Source organism: Sphingomonas parapaucimobilis NBRC 15100, assembly GCF_000787715.1.
Taxonomy (GTDB): Bacteria; Pseudomonadota; Alphaproteobacteria; order Sphingomonadales; family Sphingomonadaceae; genus Sphingomonas; species Sphingomonas parapaucimobilis.
Genome location: NZ_BBPI01000036.1, coordinates 1 through 26,910 on the forward strand (window position 1 = coordinate 1; position 26,910 = coordinate 26,910).

Here is a 26,910-nt window from a genome sequence, read left to right on the forward strand (position 1 = left end):
GGACGCCTCGCCTGCGGATACGCCCCACCCCCGGCCCCTCCCCTGAAGGGGAGGGGTGGTCCGTCTCACGTCATGCTTCTTCAGGCTTGGGCTTGGGCTTGGGCTGGCCTGGGCTCGGGCACAGGCCCTACCCTCCGTTCGGCCTGAGCGCAGTCGAAGGCCACGCGGCGCCATCACCATGCCCCACCCATGCCCAAAACGAAAAAGGGCGGCCTCCGAAGAGACCGCCCCATTTCATCATCGACCTGATCGAAAGGATCAGAAATCGTTGCGATACTGCTCGTTGCCGATGAAGCCTAGCTTCGTCACCGCCGAACGCTTGATCACGGCCAGGGTCTCGTCGACCTTGGCGTACTTCGCGTCGGGGGCCGGCTGGAAGTGCAGTTCCGGTTCCGGGTTCATCGCGGCGCTCTGGTCCAGGAACTGGCGCAGCGTCACCTCGTCGACCGGGGCACCGTTCCAGGTGACCGTGCCGGCAGCGTCGATACCGATCTTGTTCTTGTCGGTGTTCACGACGGTCTGCGGCGTGTTCGAGTTGACCGGCAGGTCGACCTTCACCGCGTGAGTCTGGATCGGGATGGTGATGATGAACATGATGAGGAGCACGAGCATGACGTCGATCAACGGCGTCGTGTTCATGTCCATCATCGGCTCGCCATCATCGGATCCGGCGCTCATTGCCATGGCGTGCTAACTCCTATTCTGTCCGCCCGGCCGATCAGGCGCGGGGGTTGCCGCCGGGGGGCGGCTCGGAGATGAAGCCGACCCGGGCGAAACCGGCCTGCTGCATCGTGAAGATGGTGCCGCCGATGCACCGGTACGGCGTGTTCACGTCGCCACGGATATGCGCTTCGGGCAGCTGGTCGGGCGTGATGTTACCCACACCGCCCAGCCGTTCGACCTCGGCCTTCAGCTTTTCGACCGCGCGGGTGCGCAGTTCGTCCGAGCTGACCGGGGTCAGGTTCCAGTACACCTTGCACTGGCCATTCTCGCTGGTGACCGAGAGCGACACGTTTTCCGGCTTCGTCGTGGTCGGATCGAAGCGGACGTTCGGCAGCTTCAGCGGAACGGTCTGAATCACGACCGGAACCGCGATCAGGAAGATGATGAGGAGCACCAGCATGACGTCCACGAGGGGCGTCGTGTTGATCTCCGACATCGGTTTCTCGGCGGAGTCACCGCCAACGCTCATCGCCATGAGAGAGCTATCCTATCCATGCATTCTTGCGCCGCCCCGAAATGGGCAGCGGGGGGTGGCGGGGCGACGGTCCAAGGACCGCCGCTCCGCCCCCTTAAGCTCAGGCGCGGGTCTGAACGCCACCGGCCTGACCGGCGGTGGTGGTGCCAGCAGGCGCCTTGACGGCGGCCGGCTTGGCCGCACCGGCAACCGCCGGACGAACCGCACCGTTCGAGGCCAGGAAGCCCAGCACGTCGTTCGAGAACGACGACAGGTCTTCCGCAATGCCCTTGTTACGACGCTGCAGCCAGTTGAAGGCGAGCACCGCCGGAACGGCGACGACGAGACCCAGAGCGGTCATGATGAGCGCTTCACCGACCGGACCGGCGACGGCGTCGATCGAGGCCTGGCCCGACGAGCCGATCTTGATGAGCGCGCGGTAGATGCCGATGACCGTACCGAACAGACCGATGAACGGCGCGGTCGCACCGACGGTCGCCAGGAAGGCGAGACCGCCGCCCAGCTTCGAGTTGATCGCGGCTTCCGAACGCGCCAGCGAGCCGTGCAGCCAGTCATGCGCTTCGACCGGATCGGTCAGCTTCGAGTGCTGGTCCTGCGCGGCCAGACCGTCGTCGACGATCTGCTTGTAGGCCGAGTTCTTCTCGAGCTTGGCCGAGCCCTCGCGCAGCGAGTTCGACGACCAGAAGCCCTGACGGACGCGCTTCGCCTGGTTGATGATCTTCTGCTGCTCGAACAGCTTCGAGAACAGGATGTAGAACGACACGATCGACATCAGGCAGAGGATGGTGAACACCGACTGCGAGATGAGGCCGCCTTCCTTGAGAGCCTGGCCGAGACCGTAGGGGTTTTCGGCACCGGCCGCGGCGCCGCCCGCGGCGAGGATGGTGGTGAGCATGGTTGGTTAGGTCCTCTGACTAAAGCGTTGAATTTTTAAGTTCGGCCTAGAAAGCCGTTATTCCTGCGGCAGCTGCCAGCGTACCGGAAGCGTGTAGGACGACGTGATCGCGTTGCCGTTCTGATCGAGCGCGGGCGAGAATCGCACACGCGCCTTCGCGATCCGGCAGGTCGTATCGTCGAGCGCGCGATTGTTGCTGCTCGTCGTCACGACGCAATCGGTGACGCGTCCGTCGGTACCGACCGTCAGCTTGGCGACCACGCGACCTTCCGCGCCTTCGCGCTGGGCCGAGGGCGGGTAAGCATCGGGACCAAAGAACTGGCCCGGATTGCCCTTCAGGCCAGCAGCCTTCGATACCGCAGGCGGGGCCGGCGGAGCAGGCGGCGACGGCGGCGCAGGCGGGGCCGGCGGCGCAGTGGGCTGGCTCAGTGGAATCACGGTCGTCGTCGCGATCGTCGGCGCCTGGGTCGGCACGTTCACGATCGGCGGCGGCGTCACAACCGTCGTCGGCGGCGGCGGAACATTGGGCTGTTCCGGCGGCGGCGGGGGCGGCGGTTCCTCCGGCGGGGGTGGGGGCGGCGGCTCTTGCACGTCGAACGTGTTGAGCTTCTCGGTCGCCTTCTTCACGTACTGGTAAGCCAGCCCCGTGACGAAGGCATAGCCCAGGGCAGCATGGATGAGCACGACGATAACGATCGCGACCACCTTGCCCCCGGACATCTTCTGGTCAGTATAGGCCATTCAGCAACGAAACTCCTCAGTCTGCCAGTTTCGCCTCGCCGTAGCGTGGGGACGTGGGAAACTCCTGCCATGCTCTTTCGGCATGCGGCAGAGCCTTGAACCCTATCGTGACGGCTGGCGCGGCGCAATCAGTTTGTCGGACGTAATAAACGTACAACCTGCGCATGACGAAATTATTTCTGTACCGTTAATCCGCAAAGGAGTAGCGCGAAGCTATGAATCCCCTGTCCCACGCCATTCGCGCTGGCGCTTTGACGCTGTCGATTCCCCTGTTCGCCGTCCCCCTGCCCGCCCAGATGGCGACCGCGCCATCGGCCCGGCCGGGTGATTCGATGGTAGCGCAAACAGGGATGGCCCAAACGGGACCGGGCTATGCCGACCTCGCCGACCTGGTCCTGTCGGCCCCGGTCATCGCCGATGTGACCATCCGGTCGGCCACCGCGATCAAGGGGGCCGAGGCCGTCGGGGTCGCCCCCGGCCATCAGCGTTTCTATATCGAGGCCGATGTCGGCACGCTGATCCGCGGCGCGGGCGGCCTGCCCGCACGGATCGGCTATCTGTTCGATGCCGCCACCGATGCTCGGGGCCGCGCGCCCAGGCTGAAGAAGATGCGGGTGCTGATCTATGCCCGTCGGGTGCCCAACGCCGCCGACCAGCTCCAGCTCGTCGCGCCCGATGCGCAGCTGCCCTGGACGCCCGATACCGAGCAGCGCAGCCGGACCATCGTCCGCGATGCCCTGTCGACCGACGCGCCGCCGGTCATCACCGGCGTCGGCAACGCCTTTTACGTGCCCGGCAGCCTGCCCGGCGAAGGCGAGACGCAGATTTTCCTGACGACCGCCAACAACCGCCCCGTCTCGCTATCCGTGCTGCGTCGCCCGGGCGAGGAGCGGCGCTATGCCGTGGCGTTGAGCGAGATCGTCGACGAATCCGCCGCGCCCCCGGCGCGCGACACGCTGCTCTGGTATCGGCTGGCCTGCGCGCTGCCGGAATCGCTGCCTGATCGCAGCACCGCCTCGCTGGGGCCGGAAAATGCCCAGGCCGCGCGCGAGGATTATCGATTCGTGCTGCAAAAGCTCGGCCCGTGCGGGCGCGAGCGTCAAACGCCGACGATCAGCGACTGACCGGTGACCGCGTGCGCGGCGGCAAGATAATCGACCGCCGCCGCAACCGCTTCCTCCGCCGCCCCCTCGGCCGGGATCACCGCGTTGATCCGCGCGCCCGGGGCCGCCGCGATGGCGAGCGGGGCGATCGCGGCCTCGAGCATCGCCTGGGACAGAGCGCCGCGACCGGGACGGATCACTAGCACCAGATCCTCGCCCGGATGCCCGGCGACGACGCCTGCGATATCCGCATCGGGCGCCAGGTCGACTCGCCGCGCCGTCATGCCCGTCAGCGCCGGTGGCGGACCAGCGTGATGCCGATCGCCTCGCCATCCTCGGCGATGGCCAGCTTCACGATCTTCACCTGCACGCGGCGGACTCGCTTATCCTGAAGGAACAGCGTGTCGCAGATATGGTCGGCAACCCCCTCGATCAGCGTGAAATGCACGCCTTCGGGCAGCTGGGTCGCGGCATGTTTCAGGTCGAGATAATTTTTGGATTCGGTCAGCGGGCTGTCGGGCGTGTAGCGCGCCGGACAGTCGAGATCGACGGTCAGCGAGATACGCAGCGGCTGCGGCAGATGGGTTTCCTCGGAGTAGATGCCGGTCAGCACCTGGACTTCGAGGTCGTGGACTTCGAGCTGGAGACGGTCTTCCATCCCTGCGCCTGTAGCAGAGAGCGCGCCGAAGGAAAGCTTGCATCCCCCCGCCGTCGCGCTAAGGGCGCGCGTCCCCTTCCCCGCCACCGGACTTCGCCCCCCCTTGACCATGCCGCCCGTGATGACCGCCCTTGTCCCGCTCGACGCGGTCGCACCCGATGCGGTCGAGGCGCTGCTGGACCGCGCCTTTCCGCCCGGACGGCAGGCGCGCACTGCCTATAAGGTACGCGGCAGCGTCCGGCCGATCGCCTCGCTGTGCTTCGCCGCCGTTGAGGAAGATCGGCTGATCGGGTCGATCCAGTGCTGGCCGGTCGCGCTGACCGACGACGACGCCCGCGTGCATCCGATGGTCATGGTCGGCCCGGTCGCGGTCGATCCCGAACGCCAGCAGGGCGGGATCGGGCGCGAATTGCTGCATCACATGCTGGGCGCTGCGACCGCGCAAGGGCTGGACCGCGCGATGATGCTGATCGGCGACCCGGAATATTATGGCCGCTTCTTCGGCTTCTCCGCCGAACGGACCGCCGACTGGCGGCTGCCCGGCCCGGTCGAGCGGCACCGGCTGCTGGCGCGTGGGCCGGACGTACCGGCGCTTGCAGGTATGCTCGGCCCCGATCCAGGGCAGGCGTGAATCGCGCGGGTCTTTACCTGCCCGCCCCGCATCCCTAATTCGGGTCCATCATGCCGATGGCACCGCCCCCCGATCTGTCCGCGCTGAGTCTCGCCGAAATCGTCCAGGCGATGGAGGCGCAGAAGCTGCCCCCCGTCTCGCAATGGCACCCCAGCCATTGCGGCGACAGCGAAATGCGGATCGCGCGCGACGGCACCTGGTATCATCAGGGCAGCCCGATCACGAGGGCGGCCATGGTGCGCCTGTTCTCCACCATCTTGCGGCGGGAGCCCGATGGCCGTCACGTGCTGGTCACGCCGGTCGAAAAGCTGGACATCGCGGTTGAGGACGCGCCCTTCGTCGCCACCGCGCTGAAGGCCGAGGGACAGGGTGAAAATGGTCGGCTGGTGTTCCAGCTCAACACCGGCGATTTCGTCGCCGCAGGGCCGGACCATGGCCTGCGCTTCGTCGAGGGCGAGGACGGCCCCCGCCCCTATGTGCATGTCCGGGACGGGCTGGAGGCGCTGATCGCGCGGCCGGTCTATTATGAACTGGCCGAACGCGCGCTGGCGGGCGAGGGCGAAGCGCCCGGCGTGTGGAGCGACGGCGTCTTCTTTCCCCTGACGGCGTCGCCCGCCGCATGACGCTGGCCGAAAGGCTGGCAGCGGCGATGGCGCGGATACCGGCGACCGAGCTGCTGACCGGCGACGGTGTCGAACCGCACGAGATCATGGCGACTCCCACGGCCGCCGCTGTGCTGGTGCCCGTGACCGACCGCGCCGCGCCGGGCGTGCTGCTGACCCAGCGAACCGATACGCTGCGCAACCATGCCGGGCAGATCGCCTTTCCGGGCGGCCGCGCCGATCCCGGCGACGCCGATCTGGTCGCGACCGCGCTGCGCGAGGCGGAGGAGGAGATCGGGCTTCCCCCCGCCACGGTCACGGTCGTCGGATCGGCCGATCGTTATCGCACCGTCACCGGGTTCGAGGTGACGCCGATCGTCGGCGTCATCCCGCCCGACCTCACCCTGACCCCCGCCGAGGCGGAAGTGGCGGACCTGTTCGAGGTGCCGCTGTCCTTCCTGCTCGATCCCGCCCATCACCACCGGGTCAGCGCGCCGTGGCGCGGGCGGACCCGCCATTTCTACGAGATATTATGGAACGACCGGCGCATCTGGGGCGCGACCGCGGCGATGATCGTCAACCTGTCACGGCGGCTGCAATGGGCGGCATGACGCCCGGCACGGCGCCCTGGGCCGACCGCCCCGAGCTGATCGCGCTGGCCGAGCGGCTGGAGGCGCGGTTCGTCGGCGGCGCGGTGCGCGACATGCTGCTGGGCCTGGCCGTCGCCGATATCGACTTGGCGACGCCGCTGTCGCCCGAAACGATCATCGACCGGGTGCGCGACAGCGGGTTCAAGCCGGTGCCGACCGGCATCGCGCACGGCACGATCACCGCCGTCCTGCCCGATGGTCCGGTCGAGGTCACGACGCTGCGCCGCGACGTGTCGACCGATGGCCGCCATGCCGTGGTCGCCTTCACCGACGACTGGCGCGAGGACGCCGCGCGGCGCGACTTCACGATGAACGCACTCTATGCCGACCCTATGACCGGCGAATTGTTCGACTATTTCGGCGGACTGGACGACCTGAAGGCCGGACGCGTGCGCTTCATCGGCGATCCGTTGCAGCGGATTGCCGAGGATCATTTGCGCATCCTGCGCTTCTTCCGCTTCCATGCGCGCTTCGGCCATGCGGTCGACGAGGCCGGGCTGGCCGCCTGCGCCGCGCGCGCCAACGACCTGATGGCCTTGTCGCGCGAACGGATCGCGGCGGAGTTGCTGAAACTTTTGGTCGCCGCCCGCGCGGTCCCGGTGGTCGCCCTGATGGTCGAGCATGGCATTTTCCGCGCGGTCATCCCCGAGATCGATGCCGAGGGCGTGGAGCGGCTGACCCGGCTGGCCGAGCGCGAAGAGGCCGCGGGAATCGCACCCGACGCCATCCGGCGGCTCGCCGCCCTTTTGCCTGCGCACGCGGCGGAGAATGTCGGGGCGCGGCTGAAACTGTCCAACACCGATCGCAAGCGCCTGATCGCCGCGACCGCCGGGCCGGGCGAGGAAGGGCCGCGCGCGCTCGCCTATCGTGCGGGATTGACGGGCGCGGTCGACCGGCTGTTGCTGGCGGGCGAATCGATCGAGCCGATTCGTGACTGGACGCCCCCTGCCCTGCCGCTGACCGGCGGTGCGTTGGTCGAACGCGGGATCGGCAAGGGGCCGGAGGTGGCACGGCTGCTCCGCCGGATCGAGACGCAGTGGATTGCCGAAGGTTTTCCCGACGCCGAGCGCGTCGGCCGCATCGCCGATGAGGCGGTGGCTCAGGCCTGACCGGCGATCATCGCCCAGGCGGCATCGGGATCGAGCGGGCGGGCGTAATAATAGCCCTGTCCATGGGTACACCCCAAGGCGGCCAGCGTCTGCCCCAGCTCCACCGCCTCGATCCCCTCGGCGGTGGTCTTCATGCCCAGCGCCTGCGCCAAGCCCAGGATCGCGCGGACGATCGCGATCTTGTCGCGGTCGGCCAGCATCCCGGAGACGAAGCTGCGGTCGATCTTCAATATGTCGATCGGCAGTTTCTGCAGATAGGCAAGGCTGGAATAGCCGGTGCCGAAATCGTCCATCGCGATGGTGGGGCCGAGTTGTTTCAACGCGTTCATGATCGCGCTGACCCGGTCGGGATCGCCCACGATCGCGCTTTCGGTCAGTTCCAGGATCAGCCGCTCGCCCGCCACGCCCGCCTTGGCCAATGCCGACTCGATCAGCGCAGGGATATCGTCGCGCTGCAACTGGATCGCCGAGACGTTGACCGACATGCGCACGCCGCAGTCCCCGCCCGCCCGTCGATCCCATTCCGCCAGCTGGAGCAGCGCCTGGTTCGCGGCCCAGCGGCCCAGCGGGACGATCAGCCCCGATTCCTCGGCCACGGGGATGAAATCGGATGGCGAATGATCGCGCCCCTCGGCGTCGCGCCACCGCGCCAGCGCCTCGAACGCGATGGTGCGGCCGGTGCTCAGGTCGCAGATCGGCTGATAGGCAAGGTGCAGCTCTTCCCGTTCGATCGCGCGGCGCAACGCGGTCTCCATCGCGAACTGCGCGCGCGCGATGGTGAAGGCCTGGGGATGATAGACTTGGGTGCGCCCGGCCGCCTTGGCATGCTTGACCGCGAACTGGGCGTGCCGGATCAGTTCCTCGGCGTCGTCGTCCAGCCCTTCGTTGAAGGCGATGCCGACCGATGCCTCGACATTGACCTCATAGTCGGTCAGCCGGAACGGCGAGCGCAGTGCCCGGTCGATGCGTTCGGCAAGGATATGCGCCTCGTCCTCGCTGCCGTCGATCATCATGAGGATGCCGAATTCGTTGCCGCCGATCCGCCCGATCGAGTCGCGCGACCGCAACGCCCCCTTCAGGCGTCGTGCCACGGTGATCAGCAATTCGTCGCCGACCAGCGAGCCCATACAGGCATTCAACCGGCCGAATCGGTTGAGATCGATCACCAGCACCGCATGGCGTTGACCATTGGCGACCATCGCCTCGATCAGGTCGCCGAAACCCTGTCGATTGGGCAGCCCGGTCAGGCTGTCGGTCATCATTTCGCGACGCAGGCTGCGTTCGGTGTGGTGCTGTGCGGTATGATCGACCAGCATCAGCACACAGCCTTCGCCCTCCCCTTCGGCGGCATGGGTCAGGGTCGCCTGGAAATAGCGGCAGTCGATGACGTCGCCGACGGCCAGCGGAAACTCGATCGAGGTCTGGTCGGACGCCAGGAAACCGTCGATTCGCTTGGCCACCTCGGCCAGCAAGCCGGCCTGGGTCCGCGAGTCGTTCAACGCGGCGCGGCGATAGGCGTCGTTGCTGGCGGCCACGACCGGCGCGCCCTTCTCGATCAGGATTTCAGCCGCCGGAATCGCCATGATGCTGATCGCGCACGACGTCAGCGACCCGAAATTCCGGTTCGACGAGCGGTGCAGCGGATGAGCGATCATTGCCATCACTGATCCGCGTAACCCGCGAACGTTAAGAGCGCCTAAAATTCCAGGAAATTTACAGTTAACGTCACAGTATAGGGTCGCTCAGGGGCGCCGTCGGATCGGCATGATTCACGACCGACTTTGTCTCCTCCCCCGCAGGGCAGGATTGGCCTGTGGCTCAATCGAACCGGTTGTCGCGCGGGAAGCCGGTCGGCGGCATCCGCCCCGCCGCACCACGTGCGGTGCGCCAGGCCGACAGGTCGGATTCGGTCCGAACCCGCCCGGTATCGCCGCCCATCGGCCAGCTCAGCCCGTCCTTGAAGACGAAGGTCGTCGCATCCGACAGCCCGCCGTCGCGATAGCGTTGCAGCTGGACGCCGGTGCCGCGCGACAGCTCGACGAACTCGGTCAGGGGGAAGACCAGCAACTTGCGGTTGTCGCCGATCGCCGCGACATAGTCATCCTCGGCCCCGACCGGACGCACGACCTTCAACAGGGACCCGGCGCGCGGGGTCAGCACGGTCTTTCCCTTTCGCGTCTCGGCGATGGTGTCGGCGGTCGGCACGATGAAGCCGCGCCCGTCCGATGCCGCGACCAGCAGCTTGGCCGCGCGGGCTGCGGGCAGGAAACCCGCGATGCCGATCGATCCGTCCAGGTCGATCATCGCGCGCACCGGCTCGCCGAAACCGCGCCCGCCGGGCAGCTTGTCGGCCGCCAGCGTGAAGAACCGCCCATTCGCCGCCGCCAGCAACAGCTTGTCGGTGGTCTGCGCGTGAAAGGCAAAGGCGGGGCCGTCGCCTTCCTTGAACTTGGCGGTGTCGGCCGAGGCGAGGTCGACATGACCCTTCATCGCGCGGATCCAGCCCCGCTGCGACAGGATGACGGTGATCGGCTCCCGCTCGATCATCGCTTCCAGCGGAATGTCGCGGGTCGGCGCGGCTTCCTCAATCAGCGTGCGACGCGCGCCCAATGCGGTTTCGGGGCCATAGCGGTCGCGGATCTTGCCCAGATCCTTCTTCATCCGCGTCCGCTGGCGCTGCTCGGAGCCGAGCAGCAGCGTCAGCTGCTCACGCTCCTTGTCGAGCTTGTCGCGCTCGCCGCGAATCTCGAACTCCTCCAGACGGCGCAGCGAACGGAGACGCATGTTGAGGATCGCCTCGGCCTGACGGTCGGTCAGGCGGAATTCCGCGATCATCACCGCCTTGGGCTCATCCTCGGTGCGGATGATCTCGATCACCCGGTCGAGGTTGAGATAGGCGACCAGATAGCCGTCGAGCAGCTCGATCCGGTCGGCGATCTTGCCCAGACGGTGTTCGGAGCGGCGACGCAGCACCACGAACTGATGCTCGACCCAGGCGGCCAGTGCCTCGCGCAGGGACATGACGCGCGGGGTACGCTCCTTGTCCAGCACGTTGAGGTTCAGGCTGACCCGCGTCTCCAGGTCCGAGAAGCGGAACAGCCCGTCCATCAGCACCTGCGGATCGACGGTGCGGGCGCGCGGCTCGAGGACGATGCGGACCTGCGCATCCGACTCGTCGCGTACATCGGCCAGGATCGGCAGCTTCTTGTCGTTGATGAGCGTGGCGATCTGTTCGATCAGCTTGCCCTTGGCGACGCCGTAGGGAATCTCGCTGATGACGATCTGCCAGCCGCCACCCTTTTCGCGCTCAATCTCCCAGCGCGCGCGGACGCGGAAGCCGCCCCGCCCCGTGGTGTAGCTTTCGCGCAATATGGCGGGCGCATCGACGACCATCCCGCCGGTGGGGAAGTCCGGTCCCTTGACCAGCGCCAGGATCGCATCGTCATCGGCGTCGGGCCGATCGACCAGCAGGATCGCGGCCTCCAGCAATTCGGCGGCATTGTGCGGCGGGATGCTGGTCGCCATGCCGACCGCGATGCCGCTCGCGCCGTTGGCCAGCAGGTTGGGGAAGAGGCCGGGGAACAGCTCCGGCTCCTGCTCCTCGCCATTATAGGTCGGGCGATAGGCGACGGCGTCCTCGTCCAGCCCGTCCATCAGGTCGATCGCGACCTGGGTCAGCCGCGCCTCGGTATAACGATAGGCGGCGGCGTTATCGCCGTCGATATTACCGAAATTGCCCTGCCCGTCGACCAGCGGATAGCGCAGCGCGAAATCCTGCGCCAGGCGCACCATCGCATCATAGACCGACTGGTCGCCATGCGGATGATATTTACCGATCACGTCACCGACGACGCGCGCGCACTTCTTGTAACCCGAAGCCGGATCGAGCTTCAGCAGCCGCATCGCCCAGAGCAGCCGCCGATGCACGGGCTTCAGGCCATCGCGCACATCGGGCAGCGAGCGCGCGGTGATCGTGGACAGTGCATAGACGAGATACCGCTCGGACAGCGCGCTGTCGAAGGGTGCGTCCAGAATGCCGACGGGAGGATTGTCGCGGAGATCGATCGCCATGGAAGCCCAGCTTCTAGCAAGCCCGTGGGGCCGGGGCAATCAGGGAGATCAAACCGGGAACGATCGACCCATGGTGGCAAAGCGCCGCTTGTCCTGTTCGTCGCTCAGCCAGCCCGACCGCGCACGCAACAGATCGCGCCGCGCCAGCAGGCCGACCAGCACGCCCTGCGCATCGACTACCGACAGGCGATCGACATCCTCCGCCAACATCCGCTCCGCCGCACGGTCGACCGGCCATTCGGGCGACACCATGGGCAGCGCGGCGTCCGACACGACCTCACGCAACGTCGCCCCGATCTCGGGCGGGGCGTCGAACCAGCGTAGCGCATCGGCACGCGAGACCAGGCCGACCGGCCGCCCCTTGCCATCCACCACCGGATAGGCGCGGTGATCGGCATCGGCAAAGAAACGCGCCGCCTCGTTCACCGTCATCGTCGCGGGCAGGGTTGCAGGCGTCGGCGTCATGATCTGCGCGACCCGGACCAGGCTCAAGGGGTCGACGGCATATTCCTGGCTCAGATGGCGGCCGCGCCGCGCGATCTTCTCGGTCAGGATCGACCGGCGCAGCACCAGCACCGAAATGGTATAGGCCGCCACGCTCGCCGCCGCCGTCACCGGCAGCGCGTCAAACCGCCCGGTCAGCTCGACCGCGAAGATCGACGCGGTCAACGGCGCGCGCATCGACGCGCTCATCATCGCTGCCATCCCCGCCAGCGCATAGAGCGGCACCCCGCCCGGCAGCGCATGTCCCGCCAGTGCTCCCAACGCCCCGCCCAGCATCAGCAGCGGTGCGAGAATGCCGCCCGACGTGCCCGACCCCAAAGCGATCAGCCACACCACCGCCTTGACGATCAGCAGCAACAGGATCGCCTTCACCACCATCGAGCCGAGCAGCAGCGCCTGGATATTGTCATAGCCCGCACCCAGCACGCGCGGGTCGGTCATGCCGCCGATGCCGACCGCCACCGCGCCGATCGCGGGCCACCACATCCAATGGACCGGCAGGCCGTGAAACCCGTCCTCGATCCGATAGAGCGCCCAGGACAGGCCCGACGCGATCGCGCCGACGCCCAGGCCGAGCACCACCGCGCCGACCAGCGCCACCGCATCATAGGAGAGCGCCATGGGCAGCGGGAACATCGGCCCCGCGCCGATCAGCCAGGGCCGCCACGCGATCGCGGTCAGCGCGGCGACCGCGACCGGCACGAAGCTGCGCGGTTTCCACTCGAACAACAGCACCTCGACGCCCAGCAGCATCGCGGCAAAGGGCGTACCGAAGATCGCGGTCATCCCCGCCGCCGCACCCGCGACCAGCAACGTCTTGCGCTCCGACGCGCTCAGGTGAAAGCATTGCGCCAGCAGCGACCCGATCGCGCCGCCGGTCATGATGATCGGTCCCTCCGCGCCGAACGGCCCGCCCGACCCGATCGAGACGGCGGCGGACAAGGGCTTGAGCACCGCGACCTTGGGCGACAAGCGGCTCTGGCCGAACAGGATCGCCTCTATCGCCTCGGGGATGCCGTGGCCGCGAATCTTGTCCGACCCGAACCGTGCCATCAGGCCGATGATGAGGCTGCCGACCACCGGCACCGCCAGCGTCCGCCAGCCTTGCGCCGCCGGGCCGATCGCGACGGGCGCGAAGGAAAACTGGCCGTACCAGCCGATATTCGTCGCCAGCGCGATCAGCTTCAGCAGCACCCAGGCCGCCACCGCCCCGCCGGTACCGATGACCAACGCCGCCATCGCCAGCGCCAACATCCGCCGATCGGCACTGTGGTCGGCGAGTCGAACCATGGGAGCGGGCAGCGGCAGGGCGCGGGCAATCGTCATGGCGAAGCCAATATATCGCATTACGATATTTCTCAAGACGGATGATGTGTGGCATGGGCCAGCGCATGGACGATCCGATCAGCGACCGGGATTACCGCGCCCTTGCCGGGTTCCGCCGACAGCTCCGCACCTTCCTGTCGTTCAGCGAAGAGGCGGCGGCACAGGCGGGCATCACCGCGCAACAGCATCAGGCGCTGCTGGCCTTGCGCGCCGCGCCTGACCGCGCGCTGCTGATCGGGGAACTGGCCGAGCATCTGCGCCTGCGCCCGCACAGCGCCTCGGGCCTGGTCGACCGGCTGGAAAAGCTGGGGCTGGTCCAGCGCGACCGGGCGACGGATCGGCGACGCGTGCCGGTCACGCTGACCGATCGGGGCGCCGAGACGATCGCCACGCTCGCGCTCGCCCACCGCGCGGAGCTACGCCGGTTGCGGCCGTTGCTGGTCGAAATGCTGTCCGAACTCTGATCGAGCATGAATCCTCCCCTCGCAGGGGAGGCGGCAGGGCGAAGCCCTGACGGAGGGGTGTCACCCTATCGAGAGCGGGTGACACCCCTCCACCAGCTTCGCTGGTCCCCCTCCCCTTGCAGGGGAGGAATTTATTGGCCCAAAAACAAAAGCGGGCGCGATTCCCATCGCGCCCGCTTCATGTTCGGCGAAAGGACCTGGATCAGGCCTGGTTCGCCTGGGCCTGGGTCACATCCTGCTGGAAGTGATCGCCGGCCGCCACCGTGCAGTTCTGGAAGGCGACGGGGGTGAAGGTTTCGACCCCTGCGACATCCTCGTCGGTCTTCACCTTGCCATGCGGCCCACGGACCGGCTGGAAGGCGACGACCTCGGGGCGGAAGGTGGCGAGCACGTCGGCGGTATCGCGGCAGGCGACGGTACGCTCGGCATTACCGTTCTTCACCACCGCGATGGCCTCCATACCATTGGCGAGCGGGACACGCGCCTGCTCCCAGATTTGCGGCTGGTGCGCCATATGTACCGGCCGCGCCACGGCAGCACCCGCCGTCAGCATCAGGGCTCCACCAACAACACCGATCATCAGCTTGTTCATGACTACCTCCTTTGCAAGCATAGCCAAAACCCGTGATCTGCCCGATCGGTTTCCGTTACTTTAGACCTTACAATTCTTTAATCTGCCTTCCAAAAACTGTTCATCATGTATCGCGAATGACGCCGTCGTCATCATGGGCGATGCTGTCCGCCACGGCCTGCCCGCATGGCGCCCAACTCCATTGCGCCGCCGCGCCCCTTCCATTATAGGCGCGCCATCCCGCCTCGGGCCTCAGCATGGGGGCGCCGGGGCTGTACTCATTTCAGGGGACCGCCGCATGGCTCGCCGCCGCCAAATCTACGAAGGCAAGGCCAAGATCCTGTACGAAGGCCCTGAGCCTGGCACGCTGATCCAGTATTTCAAGGACGACGCCACCGCGTTCAATGCCCAGAAGAAGGGCACGATCAACGGCAAGGGCGTGCTGAACAACCGTATCTCCGAGCATGTCTTCACCATGCTCGACCATATCGGCGTTCCGACCCACTTCATCCGCCGCCTGAACATGCGCGAGCAGCTGATCCGCCAGGTCGAGATCGTGCCGATCGAGGTCGTGGTGCGCAACGTCGCGGCAGGCTCGCTGTCCAAGCGTCTCGGCATCGAAGAGGGCGTGAAGCTGCCCCGCACGATCATCGAATATTATTACAAGGACGATGCGCTGGGCGACCCGATGGTCACCGACGAGCATATCGCCTGCTTCGGCTGGGCCAGCCAGGAAGAGATGCACGACATCGCCGACCTGGCGATCCGCGTGAACGACTTCCTGTCGGGCATGTTCGCCGCGATCGGCATCCGCCTGGTCGACTTCAAGCTGGAATTCGGCCGCATCTGGGACAATGACTTCGGCCGGATCATCCTGGCCGACGAGATCAGCCCCGATGGCTGCCGCCTGTGGGACATGACCACCAACGAGAAGCTGGACAAGGACCGCTTCCGCCGTGATCTCGGCGGCGAGGTCGAGGCCTATCAGGAAGTGGCGCGCCGTCTGGGCCTGCTGCCCGAGGGGGGCGACACCGCCGTCCTCGACCTGGAAGAACACCGCAAGAGCCGGGGCAAGTAATGAAGCTGAAGATTTTCGTCACCCTGAAGCCCGGCGTGCTCGACCCGCAGGGCAAGGCGATCCACCATGCGCTGGAAAGCCTGGGCTTTGCAGGCGTCAATGACGTGCGCGCGGGCAAGCTGATCGAGCTGGAAGTCGCCGACGCGACGACCGACGCCCAGATCGACGAGATGTGCCGCCAGTTGCTCGCCAACACCGTGATCGAGAATTACCGGGTGGAGCGCGCCTGATGAAGACCGCCGTCATCGTCTTTCCGGGCTCGAACTGCGACCGCGACCTCGCCGTTGCGCTGGAGGCGGTAACGGGCGTCAAGCCGGCCATGGTCTGGCACGGCGACAGCGAACTGCCCGAAGGGCTGGGGCTGATCGGCGTGCCGGGCGGCTTCTCCTATGGCGATTACCTCCGCTGCGGCGCGATCGCGGCCCGCTCGCCGATCATGCGCGCGGTGGTGGATGCGGCGAACAAGGGCACGCCGGTGTTCGGCGTGTGCAACGGCTTCCAGGTGCTGGCCGAGACCGGGCTGCTGCCGGGGGCGCTGATGCGCAACCGCTCGCTCAACTTCGTGTGCCGCGACGTGAACCTGGAGGTCGCCAACACCGACAGCGCCTTCACCCGCCTGTACGAACAGGGCGAGACGATCCGTATTCCGGTCGCGCATCATGACGGCAACTATTTCGCCGATGCCGACACGCTCGACCGTCTGGAAGGCGAAGGCCGCGTCGCCTTCCGCTATGCCGAGGACGTCAACGGCTCGGCCCGCAACATCGCGGGCGTGCTGAACGAGAAGCGCAACGTGCTGGGCATGATGCCCCACCCCGAGCGCCGCATCGAAGCCGCGCATGGCGGCGACCATGGCCGCCGGCTGTTCGAGGGCCTGCTGGAGATGGTCGGGGCGTAACCGCCCTACCCTCCGTTCAGCCTGAGCGAAGTCGAAGCCCGTCCTGAGCGCCTGCCTTGGCAGGCAGTCGAAGGGGCCACGGGATGACTTATGGGGAGGCGAGGCAACTCGCCTCCCCCTTTTAGTGGACTCACGCGAAGCCGCGAGGACGCGAAGAAGAAGGTGGGTTCGCGCGGAGGCGCGGAGGACGCAGAGGGGTCTCGCGTTTGGAGACGCCTTCCTGCCTCACTCAGGCTTATGAAAGAAGGTCGTGCAGCTACCGCTGCGTCCGCCCTCTCTGCGCCTCCGCGCCTCCGCGCGAACAAATCCTCTTTAAAACTCTTCGCGTCATCGCGGCTTCGCGCGAACCAAAACCCCGCTCAAACCCGCGCCCGGAACGGCGTGAAGTCCGTCCCCTCATCGAACACATCCACCCCCTCGGTCCGCTTCAGAAAGCCGACGATCAGATAAGTCACCGGAGTCAGCAATACTTCCCAGCCCACCTTCAGCGCCCATTGCGTGAACAGCACCACGACCACCAGATGCGGCGTCCAGCCGACCGCGCCCCAGAAGGCCAGTGGATAGAAGATCAGGCTGTCCACCCCCTGCCCCACCAGCGTCGAGCCGATGGTGCGCGACCACAGGTGCCGCCCGCCGGTCCAGACCTTCATCCGCGCCATCACATAGGCATTGGCGAACTCGCCCGCCCAGAAGGCGCAGACACTGGCCAGCACGATGCGCGGCACCTGACCGAAGATCACCTCATAGGCGGCCTGGTTGGTCCAGCTGGGCGCGGGCGGCAATGCCACGACCACATAGCTCATGAACGCCATGAACAGCACCGCCGCCGTCCCCGCCCAGATCACGCGCCGGGCTCGCGCATAACCATAGACCTCGGTCAGCACGTCGCCGATGACGTAACTGAGCGGAAAGAACAGGATACCCGCCCCGAACGGCCACTGCCCGACCAGCGGCAGGGTGATGACCGCGACCTTGCCTGCGCCGATGACGTTGGACAGCAGCAGGATGGTTACGAACGCCGCCATGACGAAGTCGAACCAGCGGAACGCGCCATGTTCCATATCCCGGCTCGCCACCACCCGTTCCACGCCCATGCCGATCCCTTTCACCGTAAGGGGCGACATTTATCGCCATTCCCAACCCACGCAAACCGCGCTAGGGACACGCGCATCCGCGCGTCCGTAGCTCAGTTGGATAGAGCAAGGAGCTTCTACCTCCTCGGTCGGGGGTTCGAATCCCTCCGGGCGCGCCAATCACCACACGGCATCAGCCTCACCAGCGCGTGCGCAGCGTCAGGCCATAGGTTCGCGGTTCCGCCAGATAGGACCCGAACAACGCGTTGGCGGTGGCATAGGTCGGCGCGCCGAAGCGCTGGACCTGCGACAGGCTGCCCGAGCCCTGGAAGGGCATGTTGAAGGCGACCTGCTGGTAGTTCGTGTTGAGGATGTTCTGGCCCCAGAATTCCAGCGCCCAGCGCTGGTCCTTACCGTGCAGGCCGATGCGCGCATTCATCAGGAAGAAGCCGTCCTGCTTCTTTTCGACGAACAGGTCGGAGCCGGTGTTATAGTCGCTGGTCATGCGGCCATCGACATAGAATAACGCCGTCAGCCCGGTCCCGGCGATGGGCGGCGTCCAGCTGGCCGAGGATGTCACGACATGGCGCGGCGCGTTCGACATCATGCTGCCGGGCAGCAGGAACAGCGCGTTGCTGAGCGGCTCGCCCGCGTCGCTGCCGACCAGGTTCCGGGCGTAGTTGGTATGGGCATAAGTATAGCCCAGGTTGAAGGTGACGTCGCGCGTCGGGTACATACCGGCTTCCAGCTCGATCCCCTGCGTCACCACACCGGCCTTCACCTTGCCGGTGCAGCGGCCGGTCGTCGGGGAGTCGTCGCGATCGGCACCGCCCAGGTCGTTGCCGCACGCGCTGATATTCTGGACGATATAGCCGGTGCCGTTGAAGGTGTTCAGCTGGAAGTTCTTGAATTCCGAACGGAAGGCGGCGGCGTTCAGGGTGAAGGTACGCGAGGTGAACTTCACCCCCAGCTCATAGGCGTTCACCGTTTCGGGATCGAAGCGCAGATTGGTGACCGACGCCGCCGTCGGCGTCCCGAACACGTTCGGGGTGAGGTCCGACCGCTCCAGATTATAGCCGCCCGCCTTGTAGCCGCGCGCATAGGAGCCATAGATCAGAGTGCTGGCCACCGGCTTCCACGACACCACGGCGGTGCCGGTGAACTGCCCCTCGCGGATCGAATCGGACAGCGGCAGCCCGGTGAGCGCGGACGTCGAATTGCCGTTGCAGCTCAGCGTCAGGATGCCCCCGGCCAGATTGGCCAAGGTCGGATTGCCGCTTTGCAGGAAGGGCCGAAGCGCGGCCTGCTGCAGCGGGCAGGCGGTGTTGTTGTTCTCGAAATTCGCACGAAGCTTTTTGTGCTCGTTGGTATAGCGAAGGCCGCCCGTCAGGCTCAGCGTGTCGGTCACGCGGAAGATATTGTGCGTGAAGAAGGCATAGTTGGTGCTGGTCTGGTCATAGAGATCGCGGAGGCCGCCGACATTGTTGATCGTGCTCAACCGGTCGATCGTCCCGACCAGCGTCGGCCCCAGCGCGCCGGTCAGGACGGCACGCCCCGCCGCACTGAGGCAGCCAGGATTGGCGGGGTTCTGCAACGCCGCCGCCGGATTGATCGTCGCGACGACGCGGCAGGCGGCGAAGGCGCCATATTGCGAGCCGAAGGTCAGGTTGTCCGAGACCTGAAGGTCTTCATGCGCGAAATAGCCGCCGACCAGCCAGTCGAGCCGATTGTTCAGGATCGACCCGCTGAGCCGCGTCTCCTGGGTGAAGGTCTTGAACTGGCGATAGGCCAGGCCATTGTCCGGGCGATCGATGATGTCGACATTGCTATAGTCGACATCGCCCGCACCCCCCGCCTTATATTCGCGATAGGCGGAGATGGAGATCAGCTGGACCTTGCCGATGTCCCAACCGACGCGCGCCGACACGCCATAATCCTCGGTCACATTGGAATAGGCGTGGCCCGGTGTCTGCGCGATCCGGCGGTTATAGGGATCGCCCGCGCTGGGCAGGACGCCGCCCAGGCTACGCAGGATATTGACGATGCGGTTCTGCGGATTGATCGCCGCATCCCCCGGCACGCCGGGCGTCGGATCCAGCTTCTCGCGGGTGTCGATATAGACCGCGCCGCAGCACTTCTCGTCACGGTGCGTATAATCGCCGATCAGGCGGACCGAAAAATCGTCCGTCGGCTTCCAGAACAGCTGCCCGCGCACGAACGCTCGGTTGCGGTCGTTATAGTCGGTCTTGTTGACGACGTCGTACAGAAAGCCGTCGCGCTTGTTGTAGACGCCATCGATCCGGAAGGCGAGCGTATCGCCGATCACCGGCCCGGTCACGCCGCCTGCGACGCGCACGGCATTGTAGTTGCCGTAGCTGACCTCGCCGTAACCGCCATATTTGAAGGCGGGATATTTGGTGTAGATGCTGATCGCACCCGCCGAGGAATTGCGCCCCGACAGCGTGCCCTGCGGCCCGCGCAGCACCTCGATACGCTCGACCTCGCCCAGATCGTTGAGGCCCGAGCCGGTGCGGCTGCGATAGACGCCGTCGATGAACACCGCGACCGAGCTTTCCAGGCCGGGATTGTCGCCCACCGTGCCGATGCCGCGAATCCGCGCCGTCGCGTTCGCCTCCGAGCCGGTCGAGCTGACCAGCAGCGAGGGGGCGAGCTGCGTCATCTGGCGGATATCGGTCGCGCCCGAATTCTGAAGCGCGACGGTGCCATAGGCGCTGACCGCGATCGGCACGCTCGACAAACGTTGCGAGCGGCGCGTGGCGGTGACGACGATATCACCGTTATTGGGCGACTCGGCCCGGGGCTTCTTCTCGTCCGGCTTGTCCTTCAACGCGGGCGCGGGTGCCACCCCGCGCAAACCCTGAGCCGAAGCCGTTCCCGTCACCGCCAACGCCAACGCCGCCGTCGATGCCAGCAGCAGACCCCAGAGTCGCATGACTTACCCCCTCCCGAACCTTATGTCGTTGATTGGAGGCATAACTGAACAATCATACCAGCCGGTTAAGCCGGACGCCGGCGCAGGGACGTCCGACCATTCCGGCCGTTATCGGGGGGGGCACCCCGCCCTCTTCGCCCGGCCGCCGCGCACCGCGAAACCATCCGATGCCATGCCTGGTCCAGGCCGCATATTCGCCAGCCCGGCCGATGGCTGCTAACCTGTCGATATGTTGAAGAGTGAAATAAACCCGCGCGTCTTCTGGGGGGCCTCCGGCATCATCGCACTGCTGCTGGTGACGACGCTCGCCATGCCGGGGACGGCCGATGCTGCGTTCAAGGCGGCGCAGGCCTGGGCGATCGACACGTTCGGCTGGTTCTATATCTCGGCGGTCGCGGTATTTCTGGTGGTGGTGCTGGCACTGGGTTTCGGCCCCGCAGGCAAGCTGAAGCTGGGGCCGGACGATGCCGAGCCGGACTTTCCCTATCTGTCGTGGCTGGCGATGCTGTTCGCGGCCGGGATGGGCATCGGGCTGATGTATTTCGCCGTCGCCGAACCGATTCAGCACTACATCTCACCGCCCGACGCGCCCAGCGGCACGATCCTCGCCGCGCGCGAGGCGATGGCGATTACCTTCCATCATTATGGCGTCCATGCCTGGGCGATCTATGCGCTGGTCGGCCTGAGTCTGGCCTATTTCACCTATCGCAAGGACATGCCGCTGACCCTGCGGTCGGGCCTGTCGCCGATCCTGGGCAAGCGGATCAACGGCCCGCTGGGCGATGCGATCGACATCTTCGCGGTGTGCGGGACGGTGTTCGGCGTCTCGACCTCGCTGGGGTTCGGCGTGTCGCAGATGACGGCGGGGCTGAATTACGAATATGGCATACCCGACACGCTGATGGTCAAGATCGTCGTCATCGTCGTGGTCATGGGCGCGGCCACCCTGTCCGTGCTGAGCGGCGCCGACCGGGGCGTGCGTCGCCTGTCGGAGTTGAACCTGACCGTCGCCGTGCTGCTGATGCTGTTCGTGCTGGCGGTCGGCCCGACCCTGTTCCTGCTGCGCGCGCTGGTTCAGAATTTCGGCCTGTATCTCGACCATTTCGTGAAGCGGACCTTCACCCTCTATGCCTATGAACCGCGCGCCTGGATGGCGGACTGGACGCTGTTCTACTGGGCATGGTGGATCGCCTGGTCGCCGTTCGTCGGCATGTTCATCGCGCGCATCTCGCGCGGGCGGACGATCCGCGAATTCGTGATCGGCGTGCTGTTCGTGCCGACCGCCTTCACCTTCCTTTGGATGACCGTGTTCGGCAACACCGCGATCTCGCTGGACCTGGGCGGCGCGCATGGCGGGATCGCCGATGCGGTGCAGGCCAATTTGTCGACCGCGCTGTTCAAGTTCCTGGAATATCTGCCCGCCGCCAGCGTCACCTCGACGCTGGCGATCATTCTCGTCGCGGTGTTCTTCGTGACCTCGGCCGATTCCGGCGCGCTGGTCATCGATACGCTGGCCTCGGGCGGCAGCGAGGAGACGCCGCGCTGGCAGCGTATGTACTGGTGCGTGCTGCTGGGTGCGACCGCGACGCTGTTGCTGGTCGCGGGCGGATTGGGGGCGTTGCAATCGGCGACCCTGCTCGCCGCCCTCCCCTTCTGCTTCATCATGCTGTTGCTGGCGGTCGGGCTGGTGCGCCAGACCAACGCCGATCTGGCAGGCGTGACGCTGCCCGGTGACGGCCCGGCGATCAGCGAGCGGATCAAGCGCCTGATCGTCCCCGCCCGCCGCGCCGATATCCTGGCCCAGCTGCGCGCGCAGGGCGAACCGGCGTTGCAATCGGTCAAGGAGGCGCTGGAAGCCGAAGGCTGGACCGCCAGCCGGCTGGATAGCGGGGAGGACAAGGTCGAGCTGACCATCACCGCGCATGACGGCCGCCCGTTCGCCTATCGCCTGTCCCCCCGCTCGCGCCCGCTGCCCGCCTATACCGCGCTGGAGGCGCCCGAGCGTCGCCGGAGCCACGCCTGGATGATGGCCGCGCAGACCAATGGCGAGACGGGCTTTCGCGATCTGACCGGCTTTACCGTCGGTCAGATCGCGAATGACGTGCTGACCCAGCTGGAGCGCTGGCGGCTGGCCGAAGCCCATCGCAAGGACGGCTGATCCATCGGATCGAGGGGCCGGGCGACGTTCGGGGGGTGCCACGCGCCGGTCCCCGGCCTATGGCGGGCGCTGCACATAAAGGTTCGTATTTATAATGATTTGGTTGGAAGCCCTGTTTCTGGGGCTGTTGCAGGGTATCACGGAATTCCTGCCGGTATCGTCCAGCGCGCATCTGCGCATCGCGGGCGCCCTGCTCCCCTCGGGCAGTGATCCCGGCGCGGCCTTCACCGCCATTACCCAGATCGGCACCGAGGCAGCGGTGCTGCTCTATTTCCGCAAGGATATCTGGCGCATCGCGATGGCCTGGCTGGGCGCGGTGATCCGCCGCCCCGCCACCCTGTCACCCGATGCGCGGATGGGCTGGCTGGTGATCCTGGGCACCCTGCCGATCGCGATCCTGGGTTTGCTGTTCAAACATCAGATCGAAGGGGGGCTGCGCGATCTGCGGATCACCGCGACGATGCTGATCGTCTTTGCGCTGGTGCTGGGCGCGGCCGACCGGATCGGGGCGAAGCGCAAGCCGCTGGAGCGGCTGGGCTGGCGCGACGGCCTGGTCCTGGGCTTTGCGCAGGCCATGGCGCTGGTCCCCGGCGTGTCGCGCTCCGGCGGTACGATCAGCGCGGGGCTGCTGCTCGGTTACACGCGCGAGGCGGCGGCGCGCTACTCGTTCCTGCTGGCGATCCCGGCGGTGCTGGCGTCGGGCCTGTTCGAGCTGGCCGACAGCTGGGGGCGGTTCGGGACGTTCGGGCCGGGACCGACCTTGCTCGCCACAATGGTCGCCTTTGCCAGCGGCTATGGCGTGATCATCGTCTTCCTGCGGCTGGTGTCGACGCGCGACTATTGGCCCTTCGTGATCTATCGCATCGTGGCGGGCGCGGCGGTGTTTGCGATGCTCGCCTGGAACGTCATTCCGGCGCGGTAAGCGGATCCACCCAGTCGCGGCGCAGATGGGGACCCGCCAATCCGACCAGCAGCGCCGCGACCGCATAAAGGCCAAGTCCCCCCAGCATCGCATAGCGCAGCGCGTCGCTGCCATGGAGCGGCGTCAGCGCGTCGGACAATGCCCCCAGCGCATAGATGCCGCCACCTAGCCCGATCAGGTTGTTGATCAGCAGGAACAGCGCGGCCGCCGTCGCCCGTTCGGGCGGGTCGACCAGATGCTGCACCGCCGACAGCGCTGGCCCCAGCCAGGCATAGGACAGCGCCTGGGGCAGCAGGAACAGCGCAAAGGCGATGCGCACATCCCCGCCATGGATGCCGCCCGCGAACAGCGGAATGCTGGCCAGATAGGCGATGGCGGGGACATAGCCGAACCACGCCCGGTCCCGCGCGCCCAGCCGGTCGGCCAGCCAGCCACCGCCCAGGATGCCGCCGACGCCCCCGATCAACAGCAGGCCCGCCAGGAAATGCGAGGTCGCGATCAGGTCCAGCCCGAAGCTGCGCCGCATCAGGCTGGGCAACCAGAAGGCCAGGCCATAGCCGATCATCGACCCGCTCGCCGCGCCGCAGGACAGCAGCCAGAAGGACGGCTTGCGCGCCAGCATGCGGGCGACCGTCGCGAAGGCGGGTTGGCCCGCCCTCGGGGCAGCCCCCGGCCGGTCGCGGACGATCAGCCGGACCAGCGGCGCGACCAGCATCCCGGCCAACCCGACCACGATGAAGGCCGTGCGCCAGTCGATCCGCGCGGCGATATAGCCGCCCGCCAGCACCCCCGCCGCCGAGCCCAGCGGAATGCCCAGCGAATAGACGGAAAGCGCCAGCGCGCGACGGCGCGGCGGAAAATGGTCGCTGATGATCGCATGGGAGGGTGCGACGCCCCCCGCCTCGCCGATGCCGACGCCCAGCCGCGCGAGGAATATCTGCCCGAAGCCGGTCGCCAGCCCACACAGCGCGGTAAAGCCGCTCCACAGCACCAGCGAACCCGTGACGACCCAGCTCCGGCTCGTCCGGTCGGCCAGCCACGCCAGCGGCACGCCCAGCGTCGAATAGAGGAGCGCAAAGGCGATCCCGCCGAGCAGCCCCAATTGCCGGTCGCTTAGCCCCAGCTCCTGCTGGATCGGCGCGGCGAGGATCGCGAGGATCTGCCGGTCGACGAAGTTGAAGATATAGACGACCAGCAGCATCGCCAGCACCAGCCGGGGGCGGGTGGATGGGGTCACCTGCGATTCCTCCCTTGCACTGGGGCCACGCGCAATATGGTGAAGGGATGTCCCGGTTCGTCAGCAAGGGTCCGCAGGCCCACAGCCGGTAGCCCAGCCATGTGCAATGAGGCCATTACGTTACCGATCGCACCATCCCGGCGAAGGCCGGGATCCAGTTGGGAGGGCGCCAGTAACCCCCCTCCATCGTTCGGCAACTGGACCCCGGCCTTCGCCGGGGTGGTGCCTGTTGGAAATGGAGGGCCGATCTTCGCGACGTTTAATCCCGATCCCTTGGCGGTGCCTCGCGGCACCCAATAGCCAAGCCGCAGCCCCGCCCCGCGGGGCCGCGTGCCTTGGTTATTCCCACTCGATCGTGCCGGGCGGCTTGCTGGTATAGTCGTACACGACGCGGTTGATGCCCTTCACCTCGTTGATGATCCGGGTCGTCACGCGCGGCAGGAAGTCGCCGGGAAAGTCGAACGCCTGCGCCGTCATGCCGTCGACCGAGGTCACCGCGCGCAGCGCCAGCACCGAGTCGTAAGTGCGGCCATCGCCCATGACGCCGACCGAGCGTACCGGCAGCAACACCGCAAAGGCCTGCCAGATGGCGTCGTACAGACCCGCCTTGCGAATCTCTTCGAGATAGATGGCGTCCGCCTTGCGCAGGATGTCGCAGCGCTCGCGCGTCACCTCGCCGGGGATACGGATGGCAAGGCCGGGTCCGGGGAACGGATGGCGGCCGACGAACACGTCCGGCAGGCCCAGCTCGCGACCCAGCACGCGGACCTCGTCCTTGAACAGCTCGCGAAGCGGCTCGACGAGCTTCATGTTCATGCGCTCAGGCAGGCCGCCGACATTGTGGTGGCTCTTGATCGTCACCGACGGACCGCCGGTGAAGCTGACGCTCTCGATCACGTCGGGGTAGAGCGTGCCTTGCGCGAGGAACTCGGCGCCGCCGATCTTTTTGGCCTCCGCCTCAAACACGTCGATGAAGGTCTTGCCAATGAACTTGCGCTTGGCTTCCGGATCGGTGACGCCCGCCAGGCCGTCCATGAACAGGTCCTGCGCATCCACATGGACCAGCGGGATGTTGTAGTGGCCGCGAAACAGGCTGACGACCTGCTCGGCCTCGCCCTGGCGCAGGATGCCGCCATCAACGAACACACAGGTCAGCTGGTCGCCGATCGCCTCATGGATCAGCAGCGCCGCCACCGACGAGTCGACCCCGCCCGACAGGCCGCAAATGACCTTGGCCGAGCCGACCTGCTCGCGGATCTCGGCGATCTTGGCGGCGCGGAATTCCGCCATGGTCCAGTCGCCCGAAAGCCCGGCGACATGGCGGACGAAATTGGCGATCAGCTTCGCGCCATCGGGGGTGTGAACGACCTCCGGGTGGAACTGCATCGCATAGATGCGGCGTTCCTCGTTCGCGATGATCGCGTACGGCGCGCCGGGGCTGGTCGCGACGACGCGGAAGCCCGGCGCGAGAGCCGTGACCTTGTCGCCATGGCTCATCCACACCTGATGGCGCTCGCCGGTCGCCCAGAGGCCGTCGAACAGGGAGCATTCGCCCTCGACGGTGATGAACGCCTCGCCGAACTCGCCGCTGTCGCCCTTCTCGACCTTGCCGCCCAGCTGCTCGGTCAGCGCCTGCTGGCCATAGCAGATGCCCAGCATCGGCAGGCCGCTGTCGAGGATCGCCTGCGGAATGCGCGGGCTATTTTCGTCAACGACCGAGGCGGGGCCACCCGACAGGATGACCGCAGCGGGGTTGATCCGCGCGAACGCCGCTTCGGCGGATTGGAAGGGAACGATCTCGCTATAGACCCCCGCCTCGCGCACGCGGCGCGCGATGAGCTGGGTGACCTGGCTGCCGAAATCGACGATGAGGATGCTGTCCGGGTGCTCCATGGCGGTCCGATAGCGATGTCTTTTGCGAAAAGCTACCGGGCGACGACGGTTTCCGGTGTGCTGGTTGGGACCTTGGGAAGTACCGAAAGCCCTCGGCTGCGCTGAACAGCATTACCGGGCGCGCCCCTCCCGCAAGCGAGTTTCAGATCGGTCATGCCCCCGGCATAACCTAGAG

25 protein-coding genes and 1 tRNA gene are annotated in these 26,910 nt (G+C 66.7%); 12 read left to right on the top strand and 14 right to left on the bottom strand.

From position 1 onward, the window contains the following. Nucleotides 1-258: 258 nt before the first annotated feature. The 4 genes from SP5_RS07365 to SP5_RS07380 form a co-directional block, all read right to left on the bottom strand. Entirely contained in the window at nt 259-684 is a 426-nt protein-coding gene (locus tag SP5_RS07365; RefSeq protein WP_042486322.1) for an ExbD/TolR family protein, read from the bottom strand. Between the two features lie 34 nt (nt 685-718). Then, the gene (locus SP5_RS07370) at nt 719-1,198 is read right to left on the bottom strand and encodes an ExbD/TolR family protein (RefSeq protein WP_042486325.1); all 480 of its coding nucleotides are present in this window, start codon (nt 1,196-1,198) and stop codon (nt 719-721) included. A gap of 100 nt (nt 1,199-1,298) precedes the next feature. Beyond that, a complete protein-coding gene (locus tag SP5_RS07375) occupies nt 1,299-2,093 on the bottom strand; it encodes a MotA/TolQ/ExbB proton channel family protein (protein ID WP_042486328.1) in 795 nt (264 codons plus the stop codon). Nucleotides 2,094-2,150: 57 nt separating this feature from the next. Continuing rightward, nucleotides 2,151-2,834, bottom strand: coding sequence for an energy transducer TonB (locus SP5_RS07380; RefSeq protein WP_042486331.1), 684 nt, complete (start codon nt 2,832-2,834; stop codon nt 2,151-2,153). A 215-nt stretch (nt 2,835-3,049) separates the two neighbouring features. On the opposite strand from SP5_RS07380, the gene SP5_RS07385 reads away from it, so the two are divergent. Continuing rightward, on the top strand, nt 3,050-3,958 hold the full coding sequence (locus SP5_RS07385; RefSeq protein WP_174435523.1) for a hypothetical protein: 909 nt from the start codon (nt 3,050-3,052) through the stop codon (nt 3,956-3,958). On the opposite strand, the gene SP5_RS07390 is transcribed toward SP5_RS07385, so the two are convergent. Beyond that, the gene (locus tag SP5_RS07390; RefSeq protein WP_042486333.1) at nt 3,934-4,221 is read right to left on the bottom strand and encodes a Rossmann fold domain-containing protein; all 288 of its coding nucleotides are present in this window, start codon (nt 4,219-4,221) and stop codon (nt 3,934-3,936) included. The two genes, SP5_RS07385 and SP5_RS07390, sit on opposite strands and share 25 nt — an antisense overlap. A gap of 5 nt (nt 4,222-4,226) precedes the next feature. Beyond that, on the bottom strand, nt 4,227-4,595 hold the full coding sequence (locus tag SP5_RS07395) for a dihydroneopterin aldolase (RefSeq protein WP_042486371.1): 369 nt from the start codon (nt 4,593-4,595) through the stop codon (nt 4,227-4,229). Nucleotides 4,596-4,716: 121 nt separating this feature from the next. On the opposite strand from SP5_RS07395, the gene SP5_RS07400 reads away from it, so the two are divergent. From SP5_RS07400 to SP5_RS07415, 4 genes are read left to right on the top strand one after another with little or no spacing between them, the layout of a single operon-like run. Further along, complete coding sequence (locus tag SP5_RS07400) at nt 4,717-5,226, top strand: GNAT family N-acetyltransferase (RefSeq protein ID WP_042486374.1); 510 nt, start codon at nt 4,717-4,719, stop codon at nt 5,224-5,226. A 50-nt stretch (nt 5,227-5,276) separates the two neighbouring features. Continuing rightward, a complete protein-coding gene (locus SP5_RS07405; RefSeq protein ID WP_042486337.1) occupies nt 5,277-5,849 on the top strand; it encodes a DUF1285 domain-containing protein in 573 nt (190 codons plus the stop codon). Beyond that, complete coding sequence (locus SP5_RS07410) at nt 5,846-6,439, top strand: CoA pyrophosphatase (RefSeq protein WP_042486341.1); 594 nt, start codon at nt 5,846-5,848, stop codon at nt 6,437-6,439. The genes SP5_RS07405 and SP5_RS07410 overlap by 4 nt, the downstream gene beginning before the upstream one ends. Beyond that, nucleotides 6,427-7,587: a CCA tRNA nucleotidyltransferase gene (locus tag SP5_RS07415; RefSeq protein ID WP_042486344.1), complete on the top strand. Its 1,161-nt coding sequence runs from the start codon at nt 6,427-6,429 to the stop codon at nt 7,585-7,587. The genes SP5_RS07410 and SP5_RS07415 overlap by 13 nt, the downstream gene beginning before the upstream one ends. Here SP5_RS07415 and SP5_RS07420 read toward each other — a convergent pair. From SP5_RS07420 to SP5_RS07430, 3 genes are all read right to left on the bottom strand, one after another. Further along, nucleotides 7,578-9,170: a putative bifunctional diguanylate cyclase/phosphodiesterase gene (locus SP5_RS07420; RefSeq protein WP_052811453.1), complete on the bottom strand. Its 1,593-nt coding sequence runs from the start codon at nt 9,168-9,170 to the stop codon at nt 7,578-7,580. The genes SP5_RS07415 and SP5_RS07420 overlap by 10 nt on opposite strands. A gap of 235 nt (nt 9,171-9,405) precedes the next feature. Beyond that, nucleotides 9,406-11,658: a DNA topoisomerase IV subunit A gene (gene parC, locus SP5_RS07425; protein WP_042486350.1), complete on the bottom strand. Its 2,253-nt coding sequence runs from the start codon at nt 11,656-11,658 to the stop codon at nt 9,406-9,408. A gap of 48 nt (nt 11,659-11,706) precedes the next feature. After that, a complete protein-coding gene (locus SP5_RS07430) occupies nt 11,707-13,488 on the bottom strand; it encodes a chloride channel protein (RefSeq protein ID WP_042486376.1) in 1,782 nt (593 codons plus the stop codon). A gap of 53 nt (nt 13,489-13,541) precedes the next feature. On the opposite strand from SP5_RS07430, the gene SP5_RS07435 reads away from it, so the two are divergent. After that, nucleotides 13,542-13,952, top strand: coding sequence for a MarR family winged helix-turn-helix transcriptional regulator (locus SP5_RS07435; protein WP_241823786.1), 411 nt, complete (start codon nt 13,542-13,544; stop codon nt 13,950-13,952). A gap of 202 nt (nt 13,953-14,154) precedes the next feature. On the opposite strand, the gene SP5_RS07440 is transcribed toward SP5_RS07435, so the two are convergent. After that, nucleotides 14,155-14,544, bottom strand: a complete 390-nt coding sequence (locus SP5_RS07440; RefSeq protein ID WP_042486355.1) for a hypothetical protein — start codon at nt 14,542-14,544, stop codon at nt 14,155-14,157. Between the two features lie 277 nt (nt 14,545-14,821). On the opposite strand from SP5_RS07440, the gene purC reads away from it, so the two are divergent. From purC to purQ, 3 genes are read left to right on the top strand one after another with little or no spacing between them, the layout of a single operon-like run. After that, on the top strand, nt 14,822-15,601 hold the full coding sequence (purC, locus tag SP5_RS07445) for a phosphoribosylaminoimidazolesuccinocarboxamide synthase (RefSeq protein ID WP_007405170.1): 780 nt from the start codon (nt 14,822-14,824) through the stop codon (nt 15,599-15,601). Continuing rightward, nucleotides 15,601-15,831, top strand: a complete 231-nt coding sequence (purS, locus tag SP5_RS07450) for a phosphoribosylformylglycinamidine synthase subunit PurS (protein ID WP_042486357.1) — start codon at nt 15,601-15,603, stop codon at nt 15,829-15,831. Before purC ends, purS begins: the two co-directional genes overlap by 1 nt. Next, the gene (gene purQ, locus SP5_RS07455) at nt 15,831-16,499 is read left to right on the top strand and encodes a phosphoribosylformylglycinamidine synthase subunit PurQ (RefSeq protein WP_042486359.1); all 669 of its coding nucleotides are present in this window, start codon (nt 15,831-15,833) and stop codon (nt 16,497-16,499) included. Before purS ends, purQ begins: the two co-directional genes overlap by 1 nt. Before the next feature lie 359 nt (nt 16,500-16,858). On the opposite strand, the gene SP5_RS07460 is transcribed toward purQ, so the two are convergent. Continuing rightward, a complete protein-coding gene (locus SP5_RS07460) occupies nt 16,859-17,593 on the bottom strand; it encodes a queuosine precursor transporter (RefSeq protein WP_042486360.1) in 735 nt (244 codons plus the stop codon). Between the two features lie 81 nt (nt 17,594-17,674). Here SP5_RS07460 and SP5_RS07465 point away from each other — a divergent pair. Next, nucleotides 17,675-17,751, top strand: a tRNA-Arg gene (locus SP5_RS07465). Nucleotides 17,752-17,771: 20 nt separating this feature from the next. On the opposite strand, the gene SP5_RS07470 is transcribed toward SP5_RS07465, so the two are convergent. Further along, entirely contained in the window at nt 17,772-20,525 is a 2,754-nt protein-coding gene (locus tag SP5_RS07470; RefSeq protein ID WP_042486361.1) for a TonB-dependent receptor, read from the bottom strand. 229 nt (nt 20,526-20,754) lie between these two features. Here SP5_RS07470 and SP5_RS07475 point away from each other — a divergent pair, with 229 nt between their 5' ends. Beyond that, nucleotides 20,755-22,683 carry a BCCT family transporter gene (locus tag SP5_RS07475; RefSeq protein WP_042486363.1) on the top strand — a complete coding sequence of 643 codons (1,929 nt, stop codon included), beginning with the start codon at nt 20,755-20,757 and terminating at the stop codon, nt 22,681-22,683. A 94-nt stretch (nt 22,684-22,777) separates the two neighbouring features. After that, nucleotides 22,778-23,605, top strand: a complete 828-nt coding sequence (locus tag SP5_RS07480; RefSeq protein WP_042486365.1) for an undecaprenyl-diphosphate phosphatase — start codon at nt 22,778-22,780, stop codon at nt 23,603-23,605. On the opposite strand, the gene SP5_RS07485 is transcribed toward SP5_RS07480, so the two are convergent. Both SP5_RS07485 and guaA read right to left on the bottom strand, forming a co-directional pair. Then, nucleotides 23,589-24,806, bottom strand: a complete 1,218-nt coding sequence (locus SP5_RS07485; protein WP_042486379.1) for a spinster family MFS transporter — start codon at nt 24,804-24,806, stop codon at nt 23,589-23,591. The genes SP5_RS07480 and SP5_RS07485 overlap by 17 nt on opposite strands. 375 nt (nt 24,807-25,181) lie before the next feature. Further along, nucleotides 25,182-26,735 (bottom strand): glutamine-hydrolyzing GMP synthase, encoded by a 1,554-nt coding sequence (gene guaA, locus SP5_RS07490; protein WP_042486367.1) that lies wholly within the window; start codon nt 26,733-26,735, stop codon nt 25,182-25,184. Nucleotides 26,736-26,910: the final 175 nt, after the last annotated feature.